The sequence below is a fragment of the Bythopirellula goksoeyrii genome, assembly GCF_008065115.1.
GTDB classification, from domain to species: Bacteria; Planctomycetota; Planctomycetia; order Pirellulales; family Lacipirellulaceae; genus Bythopirellula; species Bythopirellula goksoeyrii.
Genome location: NZ_CP042913.1, coordinates 4,315,791 through 4,341,110, shown reverse-complemented (window position 1 = coordinate 4,341,110; position 25,320 = coordinate 4,315,791). Strand labels below are relative to the sequence as shown.

At 51.6% G+C, this 25,320-nt stretch carries 21 protein-coding genes and 1 tRNA gene; 11 read left to right on the top strand and 11 right to left on the bottom strand.

All coding sequences use genetic code 11. The annotated features are described in order from the left end of the window. Positions 1-433 precede the first annotated feature (433 nt). Entirely contained in the window at positions 434-1,357 is a 924-nt protein-coding gene (nhaR, locus tag Pr1d_RS17260; protein WP_148074688.1) for a transcriptional activator NhaR, read from the bottom strand. Between the two features lie 126 nt (positions 1,358-1,483). Between nhaR and Pr1d_RS17255 the strand changes: the two genes are divergently transcribed. The 8 genes from Pr1d_RS17255 to Pr1d_RS17220 all read left to right on the top strand — a co-directional run bounded on the left by Pr1d_RS17255 (position 1,484) and on the right by Pr1d_RS17220 (position 8,898). Next, complete coding sequence (locus tag Pr1d_RS17255; protein ID WP_146451990.1) at positions 1,484-1,840, top strand: hypothetical protein; 357 nt, start codon at positions 1,484-1,486, stop codon at positions 1,838-1,840. A gap of 169 nt (positions 1,841-2,009) precedes the next feature. Then, a complete protein-coding gene (locus Pr1d_RS17250; protein ID WP_148074687.1) occupies positions 2,010-2,381 on the top strand; it encodes an HPF/RaiA family ribosome-associated protein in 372 nt (123 codons plus the stop codon). Positions 2,382-2,399: 18 nt separating this feature from the next. Beyond that, complete coding sequence (gene csrA, locus Pr1d_RS17245; protein ID WP_146451992.1) at positions 2,400-2,642, top strand: carbon storage regulator CsrA; 243 nt, start codon at positions 2,400-2,402, stop codon at positions 2,640-2,642. 95 nt (positions 2,643-2,737) lie between these two features. Continuing rightward, complete coding sequence (locus Pr1d_RS17240) at positions 2,738-3,664, top strand: universal stress protein (RefSeq protein ID WP_146451993.1); 927 nt, start codon at positions 2,738-2,740, stop codon at positions 3,662-3,664. 19 nt (positions 3,665-3,683) lie between these two features. Next, entirely contained in the window at positions 3,684-4,652 is a 969-nt protein-coding gene (locus Pr1d_RS17235; protein WP_315853139.1) for a universal stress protein, read from the top strand. Positions 4,653-4,774: 122 nt separating this feature from the next. Then, complete coding sequence (locus Pr1d_RS17230; protein WP_148074685.1) at positions 4,775-5,704, top strand: universal stress protein; 930 nt, start codon at positions 4,775-4,777, stop codon at positions 5,702-5,704. Positions 5,705-5,774: 70 nt separating this feature from the next. Next, positions 5,775-8,516 (top strand): cation-transporting P-type ATPase, encoded by a 2,742-nt coding sequence (locus Pr1d_RS26330; RefSeq protein ID WP_148074684.1) that lies wholly within the window; start codon positions 5,775-5,777, stop codon positions 8,514-8,516. A 31-nt stretch (positions 8,517-8,547) separates the two neighbouring features. Next, positions 8,548-8,898: a hypothetical protein gene (locus Pr1d_RS17220; protein WP_148074683.1), complete on the top strand. Its 351-nt coding sequence runs from the start codon at positions 8,548-8,550 to the stop codon at positions 8,896-8,898. A gap of 197 nt (positions 8,899-9,095) precedes the next feature. Here the strand turns inward: Pr1d_RS17220 and Pr1d_RS17215 are convergent, their stop codons facing one another. From Pr1d_RS17215 to Pr1d_RS17165, 10 genes are all read right to left on the bottom strand, one after another. Then, positions 9,096-9,764: a tyrosine-type recombinase/integrase gene (locus tag Pr1d_RS17215; protein ID WP_148074682.1), complete on the bottom strand. Its 669-nt coding sequence runs from the start codon at positions 9,762-9,764 to the stop codon at positions 9,096-9,098. A gap of 78 nt (positions 9,765-9,842) precedes the next feature. Next, on the bottom strand, positions 9,843-11,249 hold the full coding sequence (terL, locus tag Pr1d_RS17210) for a phage terminase large subunit (protein ID WP_168205307.1): 1,407 nt from the start codon (positions 11,247-11,249) through the stop codon (positions 9,843-9,845). Continuing rightward, positions 11,140-11,763: a terminase gpP N-terminus-related DNA-binding protein gene (locus Pr1d_RS17205; RefSeq protein WP_148074680.1), complete on the bottom strand. Its 624-nt coding sequence runs from the start codon at positions 11,761-11,763 to the stop codon at positions 11,140-11,142. The genes terL and Pr1d_RS17205 overlap by 110 nt, the downstream gene beginning before the upstream one ends. Before the next feature lie 64 nt (positions 11,764-11,827). Next, positions 11,828-13,114, bottom strand: a complete 1,287-nt coding sequence (locus Pr1d_RS17200; protein ID WP_148074679.1) for a DNA modification methylase — start codon at positions 13,112-13,114, stop codon at positions 11,828-11,830. 474 nt (positions 13,115-13,588) lie between these two features. Further along, the gene (locus tag Pr1d_RS17190) at positions 13,589-15,379 is read right to left on the bottom strand and encodes a DNA polymerase (protein WP_148074677.1); all 1,791 of its coding nucleotides are present in this window, start codon (positions 15,377-15,379) and stop codon (positions 13,589-13,591) included. After that, entirely contained in the window at positions 15,379-15,972 is a 594-nt protein-coding gene (locus Pr1d_RS17185) for a hypothetical protein (protein WP_148074676.1), read from the bottom strand. Before Pr1d_RS17185 ends, Pr1d_RS17190 begins: the two co-directional genes overlap by 1 nt. A gap of 137 nt (positions 15,973-16,109) precedes the next feature. Then, positions 16,110-16,397 (bottom strand): DUF1580 domain-containing protein, encoded by a 288-nt coding sequence (locus tag Pr1d_RS17180; protein WP_148074675.1) that lies wholly within the window; start codon positions 16,395-16,397, stop codon positions 16,110-16,112. An 88-nt stretch (positions 16,398-16,485) separates the two neighbouring features. Next, positions 16,486-17,427: a hypothetical protein gene (locus Pr1d_RS17175; RefSeq protein WP_148074674.1), complete on the bottom strand. Its 942-nt coding sequence runs from the start codon at positions 17,425-17,427 to the stop codon at positions 16,486-16,488. 57 nt (positions 17,428-17,484) lie between these two features. Next, on the bottom strand, positions 17,485-18,729 hold the full coding sequence (locus Pr1d_RS17170; RefSeq protein WP_148074673.1) for a tyrosine-type recombinase/integrase: 1,245 nt from the start codon (positions 18,727-18,729) through the stop codon (positions 17,485-17,487). Positions 18,730-19,877: 1,148 nt separating this feature from the next. Then, a tRNA-Pro gene (locus Pr1d_RS17165) sits at positions 19,878-19,953 on the bottom strand. Positions 19,954-20,608: 655 nt separating this feature from the next. On the opposite strand from Pr1d_RS17165, the gene Pr1d_RS17160 reads away from it, so the two are divergent. The 3 genes from Pr1d_RS17160 (at position 20,609) to Pr1d_RS17150 (ending at position 24,758) form a co-directional block, all read left to right on the top strand. Beyond that, a complete protein-coding gene (locus tag Pr1d_RS17160) occupies positions 20,609-20,821 on the top strand; it encodes a hypothetical protein (RefSeq protein WP_148074672.1) in 213 nt (70 codons plus the stop codon). 1,105 nt (positions 20,822-21,926) lie between these two features. Further along, positions 21,927-22,820, top strand: a complete 894-nt coding sequence (locus Pr1d_RS17155) for a PIG-L deacetylase family protein (protein WP_168205306.1) — start codon at positions 21,927-21,929, stop codon at positions 22,818-22,820. A gap of 639 nt (positions 22,821-23,459) precedes the next feature. After that, the gene (locus tag Pr1d_RS17150) at positions 23,460-24,758 is read left to right on the top strand and encodes a Gfo/Idh/MocA family protein (protein WP_148074670.1); all 1,299 of its coding nucleotides are present in this window, start codon (positions 23,460-23,462) and stop codon (positions 24,756-24,758) included. Positions 24,759-25,320 lie beyond the last annotated feature (562 nt).

The window sequence follows — 25,320 nt, the reverse complement described above, 5'->3', positions numbered from 1 at the left end:
AACCCTCTGCATAACAGGAGTTTAATTCGATACTAGTAGCGCATGACTTGCGGCCGGTTGGTCATCTGGCGATGGACTAGGCTGTTCAAGGGAGGAGTTTCATAACGCTCAACTTTATGTGGTGCATGCCGCGGAGTAGCTCGTTCACCGCCTCGTAAAAATGCTTATCGGTGATTAGCACACGGAGGAGCTCAACTTAGAGGGAGTAGTGATACGCGTTTATCGTGTACCGCCGCTCGTTTTTACTCTGCATTTCGTTGGAAACCAGTCAATACCTCCGCGCTTTAGATAATGAAATATACTGGCCCTGGTCGAAACCACGAGTGCGCGGAGACGAACATGGGCGAGCCGAGCGCATTTTGTCATGAGCAAGACTCCAATTCAGAAACATGCAAGTGGGAATTGCCAATTGAGACTTACACGTAGATTCATCTTATGAGCTGGAAACACCTTTGCGATATTCGAATAGTTTCTGACGAGCGGACTCACAGATGGCGACGACGGCCGGGTGCTTTAACCGGCGTTCCACGGAAATCGCGTAGTATCGCTCGCGCACGGCCTCGGTACGGCCAACCACCTGTACGTTGTACTGACGGCACACCTCTTTTTCGATCACGGTTGGTGCAGGAAATAACCCGACGCCGTCCTGGCCGAAAACTTTCATCAGTGCCGTATCATCAAATTCGCCGACAATGCTGGGTCGGATCTCCTCCGAATAAAACCACTGCTCAAGAGCACGGCGAACCGCTGTCTTGACTGTGGGTAATAACAGAGGCGCTCCCTCTAACGATGTTGGAAACTTACGTCGATATTTCGAAGTGAGTGCCGAAGTGCCGAAAAACGACGATCCGCACTCACCAAGGAGGTGACTGAATGCACGCACGTTATCCGTCGGACCAATAGGAGCGTCTGACAAGACCATATCAAGCCGATGCAACGCGAGCTCTGCGAGCAATTCTTCATGCTTGCCCTCGTGGCAGACAACATGAATGTCCTCATCCACGCGGAATGCCGGCATAAGCAGCAGGTAAGCGATCAGCTTGGGTATCACGTCAGGTATACCGACTTCGAATTTTAGTGGTCGACCAATAGGCCTGCCATGTACGGCATCTTGCAGCTCGCGTCCGATGGTGAAAATCTCTTCTGCATAGCGAAATACCGTTTGGCCAAATTCTGTGAGTACTAAATTTCGACCCACTTGGTCAAATAGCTTTTCTTCAAAGGATGCTTCGAGCTGACGCAGTTGTTTGCTGATCGTGGGATGAGCCAATTTTAACTGTTCAGCGGCCTTGGCAATACTACCATCGCGGGCAACCAGCCAGAAGTAATACAGGTGGTGGTAATTGAGCCATTCCATGCTTCTCAGGATACGTAGATATTATCTAACCTTCAATGGAGGATAATCTTTCTGTCTAAACAGATTCTTCGACCGTATAACTTAATTAGACAGAAGTGTGAACCTACCACCAAAGGAGTTATGACCATGAAAGTCACCGTCCTGAGCCAATCGATGTCGCTCGACAACGCAACGCGTAAAGATGTCCAAGACAGCATCTGTCGTTCCTTGAACCGATTCAATTCTGAAATCGACGAAGTTACGGTGCGTATAGGGACTGCCGGAGGCGATTCCAGTGTTTTACGACAACTCTGTCGGCTATCGGTACGCATGAAGAAGATTGGGAGCTTCTTAGTGGAGTCCGTAGGGGACTCAACATCTGAAACCGTATCGTTGGCTGTAGAGCGCGCTGCAAACAAGTTGAACGAATTCTCAACCGGTGGCACGATGGACTTTGCTTCCGTGAAAGGGAAAAACCATGGCCCGCGTATCGTGCGTGATTGATCTGAAGGGGGCCAAGCGTTTGCAGCTGCAACGACAGCGAGCAAGGCTAGTAGGCTCGTCGGAGTGGAAACGCAATAGCACTTTTCTAGACGAAGGGTGGCGCCGAGCTGATTGGTTCTAGCCTAGAGCCCAACGTCTTGAAACAAGAAACATAAGAGAGAAAGCGATCATGCGTTTGAGCACCCGATTTAAGGGCATTGATAGATCCGGGAACCTGCAAAGCCTGATAGAGCGCCGTATCTACTTTGCGCTAAGTCGGTTTAGTCCGCGAGTCACGAGCGTGTCGGTCGTCGTTGAAGATATCAACGGTGATCGTGGTGGCATCGACAAACGATGTCAGATTAGCATTAAACTTGACCGTAAGGACGAATTGCGCGTTGATGCGACGCATGCCGATGTCGAGGGGGCAGTTTCGTTAGCTGCGAATCGAGCCGGTCGCATAGTGCAGCGCAAGCTGGAACTGTGGCGATCTGCGCAACGACAGTGCAAGCATTCTCAAAAACCGACCGAACAATACGACGATGTCATCCCCACAGATTGAAAAGTGAAAGGAGTGGTCATGCTTGTTTTGAGCCGGAAGGTAGGCGAAGCGATTTGTGTCCGCGACGATATTGTTCTGAAAGTACTTGCTATTCAAGGGGATAGAGTTCGACTAGGAATTCGAGCTCCGAAACATATCGCTGTGCATCGTGAAGAAATAGCTCAACACATACGATTGATAGCTAATGAACCAGCTGAGCCTCCGCCTGCTATCAAAATGGGGGCCGAGCAGAATTGCGAACAGAGAAAATATAACGAATGAGTAGGTCTAATTATTAACAACCCACTCTTCGACATGTTGCATAGACTAGCCATTACAGGGGGATCTCTCGAATAATATTAGTAAAGGAGGAAGCCATGAAACGGTTCAAGAACATCTTAGTGGGTATCGACCTGTCCCAGGGAGATCGACTCGTGTCAGATGTGCTTCCTCCCCCTACTGTGGAGGCAGTGGAACGTGCGCTCTGGCTGGCGAAAGTGAATTCCGCCAAGGTAACCTTCTTTTTTGCACTAGACATCTCTTATCCAGCTCAGAATTTGATCGAAGAACAAAGTGATGAAGACGATTCTGTCCTCAAAGAAGCCCGTGATGCACTAAATGTGCTGGCCGCAAGGGCTGCGTCGGAAGGCATCCAAGCCGACACGGATGTCAGATTCGGCAAGAGTTGGCTGGAAATAATTAGGCAAGTACTCCGCGAGGAACATGATCTTGTTGTGGTTGGCACACGACATCTCAGTGCGATCCGGAGTGTGCTGATGGGGAGTACGGGAATCAAGTTGCTCAGGAAGTGTCCATGCCCTGTGTGGATCACACAGCCTCGGGGCAGTAATAAGATCAAGTCGATTCTGGTAGCCCATGATCTGAGTCCAGTTGGTGATCTCGCGATGGAACTGGGATGCTCGATGGCACAGCTCCATAGTGCTCAGTTACACGTTCTTCATTCACTCGAAAGTCCTCAACTGGAAAGTGCATTTCAGCAGCGTGTATCAGCAGATAATATGCTGTTGTACCGATCTCGGGCTCAAGGTCATATCGAGGAACAATTGAAGAATTATGAACTAACTCAAGTTCCACAGGTTCATTTAGTGATTGGTTCGCCTGATCTTGCCATCTTGGCACACATCGAAAAGTTCGGCATCGAATTGCTGGCCATGGGAACAATAGCCCGTGTAGGAATTGCCGGTTTCATCACAGGTAATACCGCCGAGAATCTATTGCCAAGCATTCCTTGTTCGGTTCTTGCTGTAAAGCCATCAGATTTTGTTTCGCCCGTCACGCTTTGACGTCAAGTCGACTTGCGAAGTGTTTGCTGCTGAGGGAAGAAGGGATGTCACCGTGAAAAGATTTAGGAAGATTTTAGTCGTGGCAGACAGGAGACATGCAGGCCATCCTCTTGTTGTGAAGGCTGCGGAAATCGCCAGACACAATGATGCTTCACTTAAGATCGTAGATGTTGCGGAAGAGTTTCCCTGGACAGTTCGCTTGACGCTTAAGGGACATGAGCAGATCCGAGAGGGATTTATCGAAGAGAAACGGCAAGAATTGGCAGAATTGGCTGCATCAATGCGAAAACTGGGGCTCAACGTTGAATCCGAAGTATTGCTCGGCAAAGCATCGGTCCAAGTGATTCGCGAGGTGATACGCTCGAAATACGACCTCGTTATTGCTGTAGCCAAGGGTAGCGAGAGCGTACGCGAGGGGTTTTTTGGTAGTATGGCAATGCGTCTTTTGCGGAAATGTCCGAGTGCTGTATTGCTTGCAGATCCTGACTCGTCACTGAATTTCAAGCACGTCGTAGGGTGCGTTAATACTTCACTGAGAGACCAGCAAGACATCGAACTAAATAACGCTATCTTTGAGTTAGCATCTTCGATTAGTAAGTATTGCGATGGACGTTTTTCGATCGTTCACGCATGGTCGATCTACGGAGAGCGAATCCTCATGAAGCGAATGCTGCTCGAGAACTTCAATGAACTGACACAAAACAGCAGCGACCAGGCCAAGAGGTTGCTCGACAAGTTTCTGCAGCGGCACGGTAGCACAGCCCGAGCCAGCAACGTCCATATACTCAAGGGCGAAACTTCTACTGTAATCTCAGAGTTTGTCCACAACCAAGAAGTCGATCTCGTTGTGATGGGCACGGTTGCGAGTTCTGGTATTGCGGGCGTAATAATGGGTAATACTGCTGAGCAGATTCTGAACTGTATCCATTGTTCAGTACTAGCATTGAAGCCTTCCACTTTTGTTAGCCCTATTCGTGTCGATGATTAACGAGGTGACTCAACCCCTAATAAGTCAGTAGGTTGCATATTTTTTCTTTGGCTCCGAAGCAGCTACGAGTCACAATTGATCGTTACCCGTAGCGAAATAATGCGTATGAAGGAGGTCTAACCATGAAACGATTCAAAAACATACTGGTGGGAGTCGATTTAGCAGATAAGGAGCAGATCGTTGCCAATGAGATGTCTAGTGCAACCAGTACCGCAATAGAAAATGGGTTGTGGCTCGCCAAGCACAATAACGCACAGTTGGTATTCTTTACTGCTCTTGAAATTCCTCATTACCTACGATTCGTTGCCGAAGAACGTGGGGATGTCGAGTCGTCGCTGAGCGGAGAGTATGAAGAGCGCTTGAACACACTTGTACAGCGGGCGAAGCGAGAAGGGATTAAAGCGAGTTACGTACTGACAGTAGGAAAGAGCTGGGTCGAACTGATTCGACAAGTTGTGAAACATGAGCGCGACATAGTGATCGTTGGCACGCGGCAACGAGGAATTACGGCAAACGCACTATTCGGCAGCACCGGTATGAAGTTGCTTCGCAAATGTCCCTGTGCTGTCTGGGTTAGTAAGCCGCGAGCTGAGCAGGAAGCAACGTCGATTCTTGTCGCAGATGACTTGTCGCCAGTCTCAGGTCTCGCTTTGGAGTTGGGCATATCGATGGCGGAATTACGAGGAACGCAGTTGCACGTGTTGCATGTGCTTGAGCTTGGCATGGGAAGACCTTCGTGGGACTCGTTCGAAATTCGTACACGAGCACGTGCCGAGGCAGCGAAGCAACTGGAAGCACAGCTTGCACGGGTTAATACCTCCGGGCTGCGGTGTCCAGCGAGAATCGAGATTGTCGTTGATGCTGCAGATTCAGCCATCATAAGGGAGATTGCTGAGAATCACGTAGGGCTGCTGGTGATGGCAACTGTGGCACGGGGTGGAATCGATGGAATTATCACTGGCAATACGGCGGAGCGATTGCTTCCTCAGATCCCCTGTTCGGTGTTAGCTGTGAAACCGCATGATTTCAAGTGTCCGATCGCAGTGGATTAGTATACCCCAGGATACACCACCAAGGGCACCGTGATGACTTCAGGTTGAATACAAGCGACAGGCATGATAAATGGAGATTCCCTTAGAAACACATCTACACCAACTACCAGCAGATGAAGTGGTAAAGCTGCTGGACAGCGATTCGAAAACTGGGCTGGAACTGTTCGAGATCCAAGCTCGGCAGGAGCGGTTTGGACCCAACGCAATACCAGTGCGTCGCGGTCGTGGCCCTCTGCTCACGTTTCTGCTGCAGTTCCATCAACCCTTGATCTACATTTTGGTCGCGGCGGGAGGAATTACTGCCGCGCTGCATGAATGGATCGATGCGGGGGTGATCTTCGCCGTCGTTCTGGTCAACGCCATTATCGGTTTTCTACAGGAATCTAAGGCAGCTAAAGCATTGGAAGCCCTGGCGAAAATGACGGTCACCGAGGCAAGCGTCTTGCGAAGTGGCGAGGTACACAAGATTCCTTCCGTAGAGTTAGTTCCTGGCGATATTGTGGTACTGCAATCGGGCGATAAGATTCCGGCCGATCTTCGCCTGTTTCGCTGTCGCGACCTTCAGGTTGACGAATCGACTCTGACCGGCGAATCGGTTCCAGTTCAGAAGAATCCAGAGCCCCTGCCAGCAGTGACTCCATTGGCGGAAAGGTGCAACCTCGTGTATTCCTCAACACTGGTCACTTTCGGGCAAGGGCGAGGCGTCGTTTTTGCCACCGGCGGGAAAACCGAAGTGGGCCGAATCAGTGAAATGGTTTCGACCGCCGACATCATGCAGACGCCACTGACTCGCAAGATCGCCCGCTTCAGTCACCTGTTGCTCATCGTGATCTTGGTATTGGCGGGAATCACGTTTGGCGTCGGGGTCCTGCGAGGGGAATCGGCATTCGATATGTTCATGGCGGCGGTGGCGTTTGCCGTGGGCGCGATTCCGGAAGGTTTACCGGCTGCGGTCACAATTACCTTGGCTATCGGTGTGGGTCGAATGGCGCGACGGCGTGCGATCATCCGCAAGTTGCCGGCCGTCGAAACACTCGGCAGCACAACGACGATTTGTTCGGACAAGACAGGCACGTTGACCGTCAATCAGATGACCGTGCGAGAGATTTATTCCGCCGGACGACGGTACCAAGTTACCGGAAGCGGCTACGATCCCGACGGCCATATTAAGGCAAACGCCGATGCAGGTGATGCGGCCGATAATGCCTCTGTTAAAGAATGCTTACAGGCCGGCTTGCTCTGCAATGATTCGACGCTTGTGCAGAAGGAGGGCCGGTGGAGCGTCAATGGCGATCCCACGGAGGGCGCGCTTCTCGTGTCCGCACTGAAGACTGGACTCGACGAACGGCAAGTCGCTCAGCAATGGCCGCGGCTCGATTCGATTCCTTTCGAATCCCAACATCAATATATGGCGACATTGCACAATCGCGGAGCGGGTTCTTCGCGACTGGTTTACGTAAAGGGAGCGGTTGAGGTTATCTTGTCCAAATGCAAGTCAGCGCTCGATCCTCGTGGCCACACGGTTGCGCTTGATGCAGCCGCTATTCATGCAGACCTCGAAGAGATGGCCTCGGAGGGACTGCGAGTGCTGGCATTTGCGAAGGGAGAAATGCCTGCCGAAGCAACTGCGATCGGACATAGCGACATCGCTAATCTCACGTTCCTGGGTTTGCAAGGCATGATTGATCCACCGCGTCCGGAAGCAATCCAGGCGGTGCGCGCCTGTCACAATGCAGGTATCCGCGTCAAGATGATCACGGGTGACCATCCAGTAACCGCTCGCTCTATCGCCAAAAAGCTTGGTTTGGATGGAGCGGCATCAGACGCAGCACGGTCCCCTCTGGTGATGACCAGCCACGACCTGGCGGAGAAAAGTGATCAGGAGTTGATCGACATCGCTGACCGTGTCGCGGTGTTTGCACGTGCCACGCCAGAACAGAAACTCAGGATAGTCAGGGCGTTGCAAGCCAACGGACATGTAGTCGCCATGACCGGCGACGGCGTGAATGATGCACCAGCCCTAAAGCAGGCCGATATCGGCGTGGCGATGGGTGTCGGGGGCACGGAGGTTGCTAAAGAATCCGCCGACATGATCCTCACCGATGACAACTTCGCCACGATCGAGGCCGCGGTCGAAGAAGGGCGCGGCGTGTTCGACAACCTGACGAAGTTCATCGTCTGGACACTGCCTACGAATTTGGGAGAAGGGCTGGTGATCCTCGCGGCCGTTTTCGCCGGCGTGACCCTACCGTTGTTGCCCGTGCAGATTCTGTGGATCAATATGACGACGGCGGTTCTGCTGGGCTTGATGCTGGCATTCGAGCCGAAAGAGCTGGACATTATGCGCCGCCCGCCGCGAGATCCGAAGACACCGATCCTTGATGGTATGCTGATCGTGCGAATCTGCATCGTCGGTCTGATCCTCCTGATTGGGGCCTTCGGCTCATTTGAATGGGCTCTTGGACAAGGCTTCAGCGACGCGGCGGCCCGAACGGTCGCCGTCAATGTGTTTGTCATGGTGGAGCTTTTTTATCTCTTCAACTGCCGATCGCTAACCAAGTCGATGTTTGCACTGGGGCTTTTTTCTAACCGTTGGATCGCGATCGGCGTCACCAGCATGGTCGCACTACAACTTGCCTTTACCTACGTTCCGTTTATGAATCATATGTTTCATAGTGCTCCGATTGGGTGGGACGCCTGGTGGCGCATCTTGCTTACAGGCGTCGCCGCCTATGTGATTATCGGAACGGAGAAATGGTTTCGTCGGCTATGGACTCCGCACCGAAACGTGCGACTCGCTGATAATCCCTGACCTGTCGCCTGGACCTCGCTGGAGAAATAGAATGCAACGATTCAAGAATATTTTGTTACTTTACGATTGTGACCGGGTAACGCTCGAGCGGGTGGCCACCTTATCGAAGAACAATCGCGCTCGGTTGACGGTGGTCCAAGTAATCAAGGAGATGCCGGAGCAGTGGCAGCACGTGCTTTTAGGCAGGACACCGCTCGACTTGCAGAAATTGGCAAAGAAAGTGTGTGAATCAAAGCTGCGAGAGTTTGTCGCGCCGCTCAAACAGGGCGGGTTGCGAGCATCCACGAAAGTGCTTACGGAGCGGAGATTCACTGGGTACCCCTACTTTCTAGCTTGCGCGCCCATGTCTAACCGTCATTGGTCACGAATGGCAGCCCGTTAACTTCAGTCGGGGTCACGACCTCCATCAGTTTGGCGACCTGCAAAATGGGCGAGGTTGCATCAACCGCCAGCTGTTTGCTTTCGGGCTAAATCGCTGAGGTGAAAACGACCGCTGTTAGATACAGCACGGTGGCTAGGTGAGCGTATCTCGTCATGAACCACAGCCTGGATTACTCCAGAACAATCTGGCGATTCTCCTCACCCAAACAAACTCCCCAGCCCCTCCTCCTCCACCGCTACGTGCAAGTAGATACTCGTGATACTCACATTCGAGTGCCCGGCTGCATCGCGAACCTCAGCCAACGTCCGTCCCCCAGCCAAGGCATGGCTAATAAACGTGTGGCGGCCATGGTGGATGGTGAGTGTCTTGAGCCGCTCCGGACCGAGTACTTTGCAGGCGGTGCGGAACCGTTTGCGAAGCGTGTGTCGCGAGAACACCATTTTCTCCCGGTCGGTTCGCCAAGAACAGACGAACGGATCAGCTTTCTTCGCACCCCTTGCCAACCGGTCATCCCGCCAAGCCACGAGATCATCAAACGTGCCCCGATCCCACCACAACGGAACCATCCGCGGTCGCCCCCCCTTCGACGCACTGGCCCGAATCCGCAAGTGGGGCCTGGGCAATTCCAACCGCACATCCCCCAGCTGCAACTGGGCTATCTCAGAGGCCCGCAGGCCGCCACAGGCGGCGAGTCGGAAGATGACGAGATTCATACGAGTACTCTTGGAGCGTGCCGCCTTACGGCGTAATTCGGCCAACACGGTGGCGATCTCCCGCTTCATGAGTATCTTTGTCGCGTCAGCTGCTCGGCTAGCATAGTTTGCCATCATTTGCTCAACATTACCGTCAATTGGGGTAGTGGTCATAACTGACTACCTCCGGTGGTGCTCAAAAGCAAGCGAATGTGGACCCATTTCACGCATGTTGGGTCCAGTTTGGTAGATTTAGACCGCCACGATCCGCACATACTCGGGCTCGGGGTAGGAGATTTCATGGAACAATTGGCGAGCTAATCGCAACGCCATCTCTAAGGCATCCGGGCCGTCGTCGTGGGCTCCATTCGGAAAATCCCGCAACTGTTCCACTAGCAACTTGGCACCGGCCGAACCCCCTTTGAAACGGATCTGGCGACGGCTGAGATACGGAGTCAAACGCCTAATCCGGACCAGCTTGTTGACCTGGTTGTTGATCGTATAGATGGGCATCATGATCCCTCGCTCCTGGCCTCTTCGCAGTAAATCGCTGGCCAGGAGTTCCTGAAACTGGTTCACTTCTACGCCGAACCAATCGGGACGGAAGGCCAACTGAATCTCCACCGCCGTCTCAGTAATGATCGTGGTATTACGTACCGCCAGATCGGCATCCACGTAAAGAACCCCGTCGCTGACCATCAGCATGACGAAGGCAGAGTAATCTCCGAACTTGGACTCGACCCCTTTGCTGGGATCCAATGCCACCACTTTGCAGTCCCAGGTGGCTGGCCATTCGTTGAACCAGATTTCTGCGCTAAAGAAGTCATCAGGCCACTCGGCACTTCCTTCGGCCTGGGGATTCTGCTGGTACAACGATGACCAGTAGTAATTGGTATGGGTCGCCTTCACCTGCTCGAGTCGTTCCTGGGTAAACACCTCGGGCCAGAGGGCTTCGCCGGGGGCTCTACCGAGGATGTCGTGTTCCTCGGCCAGGGCAGGGAACTTTACTACCTTCCAGCGGTCACCCGTCTCCCGGGCCTGGTGGAGAATCCTGCCGGTAAGATCGTCACGATGCCAACGGGTTTGAATGACGACCATCAGGGCGCCAGGTCGTAACCGCGTGGTCGCCACCGATTGCCACCACTGCCACTGTTTCTCCCGGAAGGTGGAACTGCGGGCCTCTTCGTCGTTCTTGATCGGATCATCGACAATGAGTAGATGGGCCCCTTTGCCGGTGATGGGTCCTCCTACGCCGGCGGCCGTCATGCCCCCTTCACGACCTTCGAGGTCCCAGCGATTGGCGGCACTGGAACGACGATTGACTCGCACGCCAAACAGGCTGCCATGAAGCTCCAAGAGATCTCGAGCCTTTCGTCCCCAGCTGGCCGCGAAGTCGGCTTCGTAGCTCGTGAGAATGACACGCCGATCAGGGAACTTCCCCAGGTACCAGGCAGGGAGGTAGTGGCTGCAGAGCATACTCTTGCCATGCTGGGGTGGCATCGAGACGACGAGGCCATCAAGTTTTTCTTCGGCAGCCTGATCAATCGCATCAACTATCGCCTGGTCCAGGTAGGCGAGGTGCTTGGCCGGCTTCCACCGTCCCTGGCTGACTATCTGTGCAAAGGAGCCGGGGCTCACTGTCGCCAGATAGTTCTCCATTATCTGGAGTTCCTCTTCGGTCGCGTAGGGCAGCAAGGATGGTAACGACGCGATCTCTTCTCTGCTCAGGATTGGTTCCATCAGTTTCAATCTCCATCCGTGAGGGAGCGTCGAGGCCCAACAGGGCCCGACGACTGGCAATGCACTTGTTGACTTGTTCCAGGTAGCGTGGATCCCCGTTCTGGTTTTTCACATGACGACGGGTCTTGCGTTGGTGGGTCTCGTCCGTGGTGATCGCAGTCTGGGAGGGTTTCTTAGAACGCTCCCACGCCGCCCAGGACTCGCGTTCGACGCGATCAATCTTCTGGATCTCGACCTCGCGGGCCAGGTCGAAGTCGCGGACGGCGGACTCACGCCATTGCATTTGAATACGCTTCAAGTCCGTAGAAACTGTGGGTTGGCGGACCCCGACTTCTACCGCGATCTGCTGCTGGGTCCAGCCCTGCAAATACAGATCCGCCACTCTCTGACGGCGAATGTTGATACGTAGGTATTTACTGAGGCCGGCTGGCATGTATAAGTCTTTCAGGTATCGTTCGCGGTGGACGGTAATGTGGTAAAGCTAGGTCGGACACGTTTCACTCCGCGGGCACCCGCTCCGCCTTCTTCCCCGTGAACTGCTCCCACCGCTGCACAATTACATCACAGTACGGAGGGTCGAGTTCCATGAGATAGGCCTTGCGACCTGTTTGTTCGCAGGCAATCAAGGTTGAGCCACTGCCACCAAATAGATCGAGAACGTTTTCACCAGGACGACTGGAATACTGGATCGCACGGACGGCTAGCTCGACAGGTTTCTCGGTTAAATGCACCATCGCGTTGGGATTGATCTTCTTTACGTGCCAGAGGTCGGTTGCATTGTGGGGTCCGAAGTATTGATGGGCTGCTCCTTCACGCCAACCATAGAAACACCATTCGTGAGCACCCATGAAGTCTTTTCTGGTTAAGACCGGATGCTGTTTGTCCCAGATGATCGCTTGACTGAAGTAGAGTCCCGTCGCCTCAAGGACCGGGGGGTAATTGCCGCAGTTGGCATAACCTCCCCAGATGTAGAAACCACGACCAGGTTCCAGAACTCTTGCGATGTTGCCGAACCAAGCTTCGAGCAAGATGTCGAACTCCACATCACTGACGAAATCATTAATCAACGGCCGGTCCTTGGCTCGCATTTTTTTCTGTGTGGGTATAGATTTCTCGGGGTGCCGGGCCAGGTCAAATTTTTGATGGTGGCTGGAGTTGCCGGCGGCGATGGCGTTGTTACTCCTGGGTTCCACCTTCACGTTGTACGGCGGATCACAATTTGCAAGTTGAATCGTGGCACCATCGAGCAATCGGTCGACGGCTCGGTGAAGACTACTGTCGCCACATAAGAGACGGTGCTCCCCCAAGACCCACAGGTCCCCGGGCTGAGTGATCGCTTCATCAGGGGGTGCTGGGATCTCATCCGGGTCGGTAAGTCCGTCGGCCGCTTCGTCACCCATGAACTTGGTGAGTTCGTCTTGGGAGAAACCCAACACGTCGAGATCGAAGTCGGCTTGCTGCAATTCGAGTAATTCCGTCGGCAACAAGTCTAGATCCCAGTCAGCGATGGTGGCCGTCTGGTTGTCTGCAATCCTGTAGGCTCGGGCTTGCTCAGTTGTGAGATCAGCAGCAACATGCACGGGGACTTCATTCAGGTCGAGTAATTTTGCAGCCTTCCAGCGCGTGTGACCCACGACGATCACATTGTCGCTGTCCACCACAATAGGCTGGCGGAAGCCAAACTCGCGGAGGCTCTTGGCAACGGCCTCGACAGCTTCGTCGTTGACTCGGGGGTTGCGGTGGTAAGGCCGGATGTCGGCCAGCTTGCACATCTGTATCTTCATGACTCAACTTTCTCTATATTCATACGAACAACCTCTGAAGCTTCTATTCAGGGAAGTTCAACCCAATCATTGTTTTTCGTCGCCTGCGCTGAGAATCGTCACAACAGGAGCACGGCCAGGGTATCGCTCAACACGAATTAGGCCAGCTTCCCTTAACCTGCGAAGGGATTCGCGCAATGCACGGGGAGAGATACCTAACCAACGGTGCCACTTCGAGGAGAACTTAAAGCGGTCCTGTTTTTCAATTCCGTACGCGTGCCAGAGGCAGACGGACACATGCAAGGTTTTACCTGGTAGGTTGCCCGCAACTTTTAACCAGGAGAGCGGTACAGGCCCCTTGAGAAACTTCCCCTTGGTGGATCGGGGAGCTTTCTTCGGTTTGATCTTCTCTAAGTCTCCAAGTTGAAGACGGAAACGATTAACGTCCAAGGTAGGTATCTCCTATATATATAAATAAGACTTTTAATAAGACTATTAATAAGACTGCACGGGGTGGTCGGTGCGCAGGGGGCACCCTGGTAGGCGCGCAGGGGGTACCCTGCGCGGCACGGCCAGGGTCTCGTCCTCCAAAATGCCCGTCAGCTCATCCCATAGGGCGCGTCCTCGGGGGTCCATGTACCGATTCGGCCAAGCGACAATCTCTGCATCGGTTCGCAGCTCAAACCCACTGAGGACGATCCTCCCTGCCTCCCTCATGGCATCTTGTGTGGCGACAACCACGTCGCGAATTTCGTCAGCAGCTCCCTCCACCAGCAAAGCATCATGAACGGGAGCACAAACTCGAATGCCTATCTCCGTGGCGAGGCAGCAGGCCAGGCGCAACATCTCAGCCCCATTAGCTTGGACGGGGAAGTTAGCCAGGCTACGCGGGTTCGTTTCACCAGCACCGATATGCAACTCCCACCCGAACACTGTCCAGACTCGATTGTTCAGCATGGCTTGGTCAACTGCGGATTGTGACCAGGACCAAAAATCGGGATAGGTTTCCTTATGGGCGCGAAGTAGTTCACGACCATATACGGACGGCTTGCCCAACTTCGCGGCCAGTGAGTCCTCCCCCATGCCGTATTGCACAGCGAGAGAGCACACCTTGAATTGCTCCCGCTGGTGAGGGTGTGATTGTTTTGAGGCATCGGAAGGCACAGCTCCCGCCTGCTTTGCGAAGGCCAGGTAGGGATCGCCAGAGCTGTACGCTTCCATCATGGCGAGATCACCAGACAACTTTGCGGCAATGGCAAACTCTTGTTGAGACCAATCGACATAGGCAACAGCTCTCCCCCAGGTTGGCTTGATAAGACCACGCATCCAACAGGAGGGGCCAAAGATAAATTTGGAATTGCTGGGTTGGTTGCGACCTGTCCGACTACTAAAAGGAGACAGCAGTGTTCGATTCCTGCCGTCAGCGCCAACTGAGAGTGATTCAAGTCGTAACTCTCCAAGGGTGTGCCGTAGCTCATGCAGGGGGGCTACTTGAGGGTACATCTTGGACATGCTGCGGAAAGTGTCGCTGTCCAAAGCAAGTTGGCCCGAAGGGAGGCGAGGCCAGGGGATTTTATTTTCAGCCAACCACTTGGCGAACAAGTCCCGCTTGAATGTTTGGCCCTCGAAGACCCCAAATTTGGAATCCACTCGGCTGATCAACTCACTCTTAATCTTGCCCCAATTCGAGCGAAGGCGACCTAGAATGTCGGTGTCGATGGGTGTCCCGGTGTGCTCCATCTTGGCAACGGCGGCCATGTAGCGACCACGCAACACTGCGCGGGGCCAGTCGATCTTGTCGGCCATGACCCGTATCAACTGAGCCAAGGCCACAACGTCTGTCTCGCAGTAGTCCAGGAGCGCCAACTTCTCAATGTCAGAAAATGGCCCACCACGGATAGCTAAGTCTCGCATCTCCGTCTTGGTGGCGGCTGCGATACTGTCCAAACCGAAGTGGACTAGGGCGCCTATCAAACCATTTCCACTTGGAAGCGGTAGGCCATTGGTGAGACAACGAAATTCAACGAAGAGATCCAAAAGTCTCTGAGGCATCTCCCAGCCCAGAGACAAATAGCAGCCCAACTCTGCGGAAGCAAAGTAGGCGACGAACAATACATCCGACCCGGTAGAAAATGGGGGGTTGCGGCCCAGCTCATCCACCCATAAGCGGAGCCGCTTCCCCGACAACAATTCATGCGCCACCAGGCAATGCACCTTGGGACGTTCCCCAGGATCGGCTTGGAATTCAAAATCGCACAACCAGACTTCGCGGAAGGTATCGAGCATCAGAGCTCTCCCCGTAAAGACTTTAAGATGGGGTGCTCGTAGGAATCGATGCGGCGATTCTTGAACGTCAATGCCAGGACATCGCGGAATGTAATTTCCGGCCAGGTCGGTTCCTTCAAGTCGCCCGTGGCCTCGAACACGTCGTACATCCCTGCGGCCATGTTCGCGGTAATTCGGAGCCATCGTTTCTCTGCGAGGTGCGAGGCATCGACTGCGGATTGGTGCCACAAGTTGGTGCGACCGTCTGCACCTGGTAACTTGACCGGCCACAAGAAAACATCTCCCTGCTTGTTGATTGCCAGGCGGAGACAGACTGGCTTTACCTCTTGGGCCAATTCCGGGATCAGGTCATGGGCGACCAGATAGGTCTCTCGCCCGATGTTGTCCTCGAAGGTAGCAGTATCTACTCGCCAATCTTCCCCAGCTCGAACACGCACAAACTCTTGGCGGTTGGGCTTCCGGCAAGAAATGTTGGTGAGGACTTTCTTCACTCCAATCGTAGATGCATAATCTTGCGATAGCCTTAAAGTGGCTGGATCGAATGGGTCCAGGACGGATTGTTCGGACTTCGGTTTTGAATTAGAATTTGACATAGGAAACAACTTTCTTTGGTTGGATAAGACTGGCGCCCTGCTCGGTGCCAGTCTTATTGTTTTTGATAGGTAGGCCAGATAGTTCGTCTTCTTAGTTAGCGCTTGTGCTGCCCCCTTCCTCTGAAAGGCAAATTGGACTACTTCAGATCAAAGCCCTCCTTGGCAAGATCTTCGTCGACATTCTCCAGCAGGATCTGGGACTCGCCGACAGCCGCGGTCGTGGCATTGAAGAACCGCCGAACGGCACTCACCGAGGTGAGCCGCTTAGAACCCGCTTTCACGAACTCGAGTCGAATTCGTTTGCCATTGGGAAGCCGGATGCCATAGTGGGTCCAGCGGAAATAAGTGGAGTAGTGGGGCCGTTCGCCGGTGACTTTCTCGACGGCGATCGGACCAGCCAAGAGCTTCTCATGTTTCGCAACCATTTCTATCCTCTGCAGTAAAGTGACTGTTTAAGATGTCACTTGCAGAAGATAGCAATAGTCGCGGAAGTCCCACGGAAGCTGGGCGGAATTATTCTTCCGGCTTGTTAATAGTTAACCACAGATCGCCATCGGCAGTTTCAACGGCGATGGGAAAACCTTCGTTCATGAAGTAGGTGGAAATATTTGAGCCATGGCGTCTCACCGTGTCATCCTCTACTTTCTCGAACAATCGGTCCTTGCCTATCAAAGTAGAGATGGAAACGCGGTTGTTCCGTTTTTTCCACAGATACCTAGCGAGCCTATCTTGTGTCTCTGTCATTGGCCTATTTGCTGTCTGACCTTTCCATCGCCATAGCCTAATCCCCACTGGCCCATCGGGTTCTAGTATTGCCTCTGAATTCAATTCAAGTGCGATGACCCGAATGTCGTCGATGAACGAGCGAATCCGCTGACAAAGGGCTTGCCATTCCTCTGAAGGATCCTTCTCGCTCGTGAGTTCCAGATACTTATCAAGTCGCGTTGGGATCGAAGGTCTGACAGGAAACTTACTAGAGTTTATTTGCCATTGTTCGCGCGACGGGATAGCAGGCCAATAGGCGAGAGGCAAGATCAGGTATCTTCGGACATAGGGCCGCCAATTGTGACCCCGCACATCAGTTAGCATCTTATGGATGTCACCTGGCATTTGAACTAGCGACAGATCTAATGCGTGGATTCGCTCAGGTAGTTTTTTGAGCCATTCAGATAGAGTCTCACCAAGATCGATACAAATAGAATGAAAGTCTTCCACCATTTCGGGGGTTACGTTGTTTGAAGAAGCTGTTTCGATGCTGGCTAACTCGCCAGAATGTTCTTCAAAGACAAACGTGAAGTTGAACTTGCTTTGATTATTCAACAACTCCTTGGTCGTCGTAACGATAGGCTTGAGCAACGACTCAATCCAAATCAGCGAGTCGGCCAACTCCTGAAGATAAGCATTGAGCTGGGTATCATTATTACCGTTGCTTTTTTTCCGCTTCTTCTTACCCATGAGTTTGGATACCTCTGTTACTCACCAAAGCGACTAAGAAATAATCTGCCATTCCACCTACCCAACTTCCCGCGCCACCCGCACCGCCAACGCAAAATCCTTCTCCGCATAGATCTGGGTGACGTTCGCCGCCGAGTGCCCAAGTACCACCTGGGCAGCCTCCAATCCAAACTTCCTGCGGATCTCCGTAGCCGCGGAATGCCGGAGTCGATTCGGTGCCCACCGATGTTCCGACCGCCACTCTTGCAACTCATTGCATTCTTGAGCAGTCAATTCTAACGTGCGTTTCTTGAGGAGAGTAGGATGGGGAAACGCCTTATCACACGCCCGCTGAATCGCCCTCCGGTAGCTGGCTGTATTGTATTTCTCACCGGCTGTCCGCTTGGGCAGTGTGGTGACGCTGGTGCCGGGGCGATTGCCATATTGGAGTGGGGTCTGCCGATTAGCATGTCGTTCTGCCCTCCGCTGCCGCTCAGAATCACAAGGACGGAAACAATAGTCGTCGGGATTCCGATCCAGATACTTCTGTAGAATCTCCTGGCATTTAGGTCCCAGGGGAATCAGCCGTTCTTTGTCGGCATGCTCTGTCTTGTGCCACTGGGGAACGTAGGTCCAGACTTCACCCGAGCGATCAATGTCACTGGGACGCAGGATACAGACCTCCGCCGGTCGCATGCCCGCCAGCCTTTGGAGCCTGACCATGTCAGCGACGACCTCCGTCAGGAAGGGCAGGGTGGCATCGACGACATCGTCAGGGACGGGGAGGATCTTCTCCGTCTCCTTGGCACCGCTTCTTCCCTTGCGTAGTCCAGGCACCGCGGTAAGTGCCTGAAAGACTGCTGGCGGGATTAGTTCCTCTGCCACCCCCCACTTGAACATCCGCTTGATCCGCCCCGTCGTGTCATTGATATACTTGCGTGATAGACCCTCCTGGATCATCGACTCTCGGAAGGTCTTGAACGCCTTCGGGCCGAACTTGGCTGCCTCGGTACTCCCGTACATCTTGCGGAGTCGCTTGAGGGCTATCCTCAGGGCAACAATCTCCTCGGTCTGTTTGCCATTCCGTACATAGTAGGTCTTGGCAAACTTAAAGTACTTCAGAATGAGTCGATCGATGCGTAGAGAGGGCAGGGGGGTATCGTCGAGTTCCTGCTGAGAAAGATAGGCAGCGATCTTACGCCGATACGCTTCGTGGCTCTCGGGAGAATCGTACTTGCCGAGATAGAAATGGCGACCGTTGATCTCAACGATCGCCTGGCCACTGGCCTTGTGATTCCGATACGTGGGTACTCGCTTGTGCATTCGTTGGCTCCTTATTGCAAACTCTCCGAGTACGACTACTCGAAGTTTCGCGAATTAGGTGCCGCACTCACGAACGTCGTGAGGTATCACAAAGCTTTGATTCGGCTATAGTTACGTCAAATGGGCGACACAAGATTCGAACTTGTGACCTCTACGGTGTGAACTATTCGGACGCACCAGTAAACTAAACGCAACTTGATATTACCAAAAAAGTTGTGACGATCAAGTATTGAGCTGATTTGACATAACTCGAATGAATACAACATCTCGAACGCATAGTGGGTAGAATGTGGGTGTAACTTGGTTAGTGAAGTAAACCGAATATCGGGGCCAAACGATTGGAATTGTTTTTTTGGAAGAGGGCAGGGGGGGAACAAGAAGCAAAAGAACGAATCGTGGTTTTGCGAAATCAGACAGTCCAATGGTGTAGTAGATCACGTGGTTTATTGATGACTTCTTCCATTGCGTTTGCGCTCAAGCACTTTCAGAATAGCTAGCGCAAAGCTCTGCGCGATTTGCAACGGGAGCCGGATTCGAACCAACGACCTGGAGGTTATGAGGCTGCTCCCGTCATCTTGGAAAAACACTTGCTTTGCCGATAATTTAGCAGCTTACTTACTCCTTTGAGGTCTTGCAAGTGTTGTTATTCTTTGGCGAGCATTGTTGAGTTTTGTTATTTCTTGCAAAGTCAATGTAGGTTGTTCAGAGCGTGTTGTGTGAGCAGAAATCGAGGAGAATTCAGATGAATCGAAGGCCAATCAATTTGACAATCGACAGACTATTGTCAAGTCAAGCTTTCTGCTCGTGACAGATCCGTGACATTCCAGCGGCATTGAAGTCGGAAATGAATTGAATGATTGTGCAAGCCGAGTCAATAGTGAGGCACGATCAAGAAGAGGATCTAAATGCCACCTATCTAATTCACGATAACGACAACTGTTTTGTTTGCGAGCTCGATTCCATCTGAAGCTGAGAACATTTGAACTTGAGACCTCTGCGGCCCGAACGTTGAGCATCACTACATTTCTTGGCCCAGAATTGTTTGCTAAGTCCTTTTTGAAATGACTACATAAGACTTACACCCAATATTGACAACGGGTCGACAAATCGTCCTATGTAGTGCAAGATCGACCGTAAATGTAGTGAAGTCGGGGCGACAGGATTTGAACCTGCAACTTCATCGTCCCGAACGTAGCCGCGCTAGCCAGACTGCGCCACGCCCCGATTTAACGTCATTTTAATGCGACAGGCTATAATAGTATACTACGGTATCCCGCAAGGGCCTTAACATATGGGTCATGGGGCGGACTGGTATGCCGAATTCAAGTGAGTGCAGTAAGGAATCAAAGTGCGTTGCAGATCGTCGCGCAGGTAAACTTCGCAGAATTAGAACTGAACCACCGACGCAGCCAAGCACAAGGTAATCGAGTATCGCTCAGTCAAATCGACGATTCCTCTGCAAAGAAACAATGATTGTATTCGTATTTCTTTATCAGAAATCTAATCTTAAGCAATCTATCTCGCCGAGTAACTTTGTGAGCTGGACCCCAAAACCTGGACAGCTTGATAAGGTGTAAAATCTGAGGGATACGCCTATCAGGATAGCCAGTTTCGTCCAGGATACGACGCGTATTCAGCACCTCTTTCAAGGCCAAAGTGGCGTGATCAGCCGCCCGAGGAGATCAGACGACGGCCCAGTTGGCGGCGAAGCTTGCGGTCTTTTCCAGTCAGGTGACCGCTTGGAAGAAGCAGCTTTTACGGAGTGCTCCAAAACTGTTTGCCGATCGCCGTTGGTGGCAAGACGAATTAGGTTCCGGAAAAGAAAAACTCTATGAGCAGATAGGCCGATTGAAGATGGAAGTAATGATAAAAGACACGAGTGGCTAAAGAGCTGCCCAACTCGACTGAGGAGTTAGGAAAGTGGATCATACCGGAGCATCCCGTGTTGAGCATTGCCCATCAGTGCGAGCTGATAGGTTTGCCACGGAGCACGTGGCACTATCAATCCCAGGGGGAATCGCCTGCGAATCTGGCGCTGATGCGCTTGATCGACAAGCGGTGCCTCAAGGCACTGTTCTACGACAGACGCTAGTTGGCTAAGTGGTTGGGACCCAATCGCATTCGGATCCAGCGTCTCGCGCGGCGGATGGGGATCGAGGCGATATATCGAAAAAGCGTATTACCTAGTCTGATGCTGGACGCAAGATTTACCTGTATTTACAGCGGGGCCTGACTGTCGATCGGCCAATCAGATGTGGGCGTGCGACATCCCGCACCTTCTCCTGCGTCACGGCTTTCTGTATCTGGTAGCGGTGATAGATTGGTACAACCGTTATGCGCTGAGTTAGTGACTTTCCAATGCCTTGGAAGGGACATTCTGCAACGAAACCTTGAGCGAGACGATCACCCGGCGATGTCCGGAGATATTCAACACGGATCGGGGAAGCCAGTTTACGGCCACCGCGTTCACAGGTCGCTTAGAGAAGTAGGTAGTGGCCATCAGCATGGAGAACGGGGGGAGCGCACTCGACAACGTATTCGTAGAAACGCACGGAGAAGCTTGAAGTACGAAGAAGGTTATCTGAAGTATTATGGCGATGGCTGCGAGGCGGAAGATAGCCAGGCGACCTACTTCCGCTTCTACTGCTACGAGCGAATTTAACAGGGACGTGGTTACCGCTCACCTGCTCAAGGCTATGGCGAGGGAAACTTAAAGTCAAAGGTATGCGAACAACCGAACCTGACAAAGAAAAAGTAGGACTGAAATAGGAATTCCGAAACCTACACTACCCAAAAACTAAACTGAGCGGCCGTACAGGATCTGGGAAGGTTTTTTTCAGGGTAGCTGCACCTTAAACAACCCCTAAAGCTATCCAACTACTGAGGTCTACCTCAACAGCAGATTGCATTTGACAGAAGGATTGTTATTAGGTCTTTCAGGGCTAAAAGGAAACCAATTGTCTTATTTGAATCCTTCTGCACTAGTAACACTGTATCACTCAAAAGGCAAGGAGTTGCTATTAGCAAACATGAAAATGAAATTGCGAAAGCAAAGTAACTTTGTTGTTCCAGGATAGGAACTTGATTCGCTTTAAAACGGAGGATAACATTAACAGCTGGTTAGTTTAACCTTTTTGTAGTTTTGATTCATTTCTAAATCTCGAATTCTTGATACCGAACAGAGTATGGGGTTAACAATGCCTGCAGGAGGTCCGAAGCTACTTATAATTGCCGCCCATCCAGACGACGCTGAATACCATGCAGGTGGATTAGCTACCATTTATCGTGAGCATGAACGACCTGTCAAAATGCTCTCCGTAACCGATGGTGCAGCCGGACATTTCGAACGTAACGCTAGTGATCTTATCACATTGCGACGTTTCGAATCTTCCAACGCTGGTAAGGTTATTGGTGCAGAATATGAAACGTTGCACTTTCCAGATGGGCAACTACAGGCCTCTCTAGAAGTACGACATCGGATCATTCGAGAAATTCGCATGTTCAGGCCAGATTTGGTATTGACCCATCGCACATGTGACTATCATCCTGATCACCGTGCAGTGGGTCAGGCGATTCAAGATGCCTCTTATTTAGTTACTGTCCCCAGAATACTGCCTGAGTTGCCAGCTCTCACTCAACCCCCAGTGTATGCTTACATGCCTGATTTGTTTACTCGGCCTGTTAGGCACCGTGCAGATGTAGTTCTAGATATTGCTGATTATGTAGATGTAATTGTCAAGATGCTTGCCTGTCAACATTCCCAGGTCTTCGAATGGTTGCCTTATGAAGAGGGCACACTTGAAACTGTGCCAGATGATGATCAAGAGCGATTGGTATGGTTACGAGATTGGTATACAAGGAAAATACGACCGAGAGCGGACCACTTTCGCTCGGAATTAGTTGAAGCGTTCGGTAAAGAGAACGGCAACACAATTGAGTTTATCGAAGCCTACGAGATATGTGAATACGGTGTCCAACCAGATGCCTTGAGGCGGCGCGAACTTTTTCCGTTTCTTGAGAAGTCCCTTTCAAGGGATTCACAACAACCGAAGAAAAGGGAGCAGGTATCAATTCAACCAAATGTCGTGTAATTCAATCATAAGGAATCATCGCCGCACTAAGATGCGATGTTGTGCTTCAATTCATCTGCTTTGTCTGAATCAGAATACTTCAGCTTTTTAATCTTCCACCCACTTGAAACCGTCGTCGGAATGGAAATCTATTCACCAGTGCATCTCAGAAATAGTTGACTCTAGAGCACGCGGACAAGGTCAATAAAAGTTCTCTGGCAAGATTAACTACTTCTCCGATGCCATCCCTTAGTGATTTTGGATCATGAGGCTTGCTCAGTGGGTTCCACTCTTATCACTTTCTATCGGCACTAGAACTAAGCGGGTCAAGGGTAGTGTCTGTCAAGAATGTGGTTTAACAAAAGTTGATATTGACTTGATGAGCGATTGCCAACCCCTACAATACCCAACTCGAAATACTATATTGAAATAGGCAGAGTGAAATCAGTTTTACTTATGATTCTTTTGTCTCTGCCAATTACTTTAAGCCTCGCCTCAGAAATCCTCAACTTGGGGTGGACACTGAGGAGATGAAGGTCATTGCAATACTGTGCATCAAGCAGTAGCCAACGAACTGCTATTCAGGCGCAACACAAAGCCCTTTTGAGCTGCCTGCAAAGCAGAAAGTTATATCAATCAATTACACTCCGGAACGCTACCATGTCATTGCCTATTCATCGTCGACATTTTTTGAAGTCCAGTCTCGTCGCTGGGTCAACCGTAGGACTCCTAAAAAACTCCAGTCCCGCTGGTGAATTTGTTAGTGCCAACGATACGATAATTTTGGCAGTATTGGGCTTGAACAACCGAGGGTTAAATCATGCTAGCGACATATCGCAACTGCCTGGTGTTGAGATAGCCTATGTATGTGATGTCGATGAGCGTGTAATCCCGCGCTGTATCGAAGTTGTAGCCAAAAACCAAAAACGCAAGCCAAAGGGCGTTGCTGACTTTCGCAAGATTCTCGATGACAAAACGGTCGATGCCGTCACCATCGCGATGCCAAACCATTGGCATTCTGCGGCAACGATTCTTTCTTGTGCCGCTGGCAAGCATGTCTATGTCGAAAAACCATGCAGTCAGACAGCAGAGGAAGGGGAGATGATGGTCTTGGAAGCTCAAAAGCACGATCGCGTGGTACATATGGGAAATCAACGCCGGTCATGTCCTTTTTACATAGAAGCCGTAAGCAAGCTTCATGCCGGCGTGATCGGAAACGTATTGCTTGCACGAACTTGGTATAATAACCGACGTGAATCGATTGGTATCGGAAAAGTTACAACTCCCCCCAAGGAACTGGATTTCCTTCTTTGGCAGGGGCCGGCTCCTGAGCGGCCTTACATGGACAATCTTGTTCATTACAATTGGCATTGGAATTGGCATTGGGGTAATGGCGAGCTCGGTAATAATGGTGTCCATTTTATCGACGTTGCCCGTTGGGGATTGGGTGTCGACTACCCCACACAGGTCTCCTCTACCGGTGGAAGGATTCGCTACGACGATGACCAGCAAACCCCGGACACTCAGCTAGTAACATATAGCTTTGGTAAACGGATGATTACATGGGAAGGTCTGAGTTGGTCTCCGTATGGGCCAAGTGGAAGTCGATTTGGTATTACGTTTCACGGCGACCAAGGCACCATGCTCTTGGATAGCTCTGGGTATACGATATTCGATCTTCAGAACAATCAAGTTGGAAAATTCCATGGAAAATGTCATGATTCAGACCACTATTCGAATTTTCTGAGTTGCATTCGTAGCGGTGATCGCCCAACTGCAGACATTGAAGAAGGGCACAAGAGCAGCCTACTCTGCCACCTTGGCAATATCTCACATCGTGTCGGACGTCCGATTGAGACCAACTCGCAAAATGGCCATATTATTGGAGACACTGAAGCTCAGGCCCTCTGGACGCGCGAATATCGGCAAGGCTGGGAACTGGATGATATAATGCTTTAAAGTTGCACTCACCTGCTTTTGGAAATGATGGGTAAAACTTTATATGCAACATGTTGTGAAAATCCTGCTATCACAACCCAAGTCGCTCCGACTTCAGTTTGGCACTATAAAACTAGTAGTTTGCTCGAAATTTGTCGGCCCGAATATAGAGAGGCTTTAAAGACTAAATGAGTCGCATTTGAAGTTTTGTCATCGCTAGATTCTTGATATACACCTTTGTCTTCCCCTCGCAAAATCTACAACTGCTTTGAGGGAGAAAAGTCTGAATCGGATTCCGTGCTGAACAAAGGTTCTTTCGGATTCATTCCGTCGCACAATACTTCTCTTACCAATATGGTAAACAACCTAAAACTGAATCTGACATCGTGGGCTACTTTGTAGTTACAGCCTAGCTGAAGAGAAGCCCTGTCATCGAGAAAAGCGTTCATCGCATGTCTGATTACGGCGCAAATCCAAGTAACAGCCGGTAATAATGTGCCCTGGATTACCGACTCGCTAGAATAGTTCGATTGAGTGCTATTAGATAGGGCTTGCTGATTTAGTCACCCTGATATCGTTGATG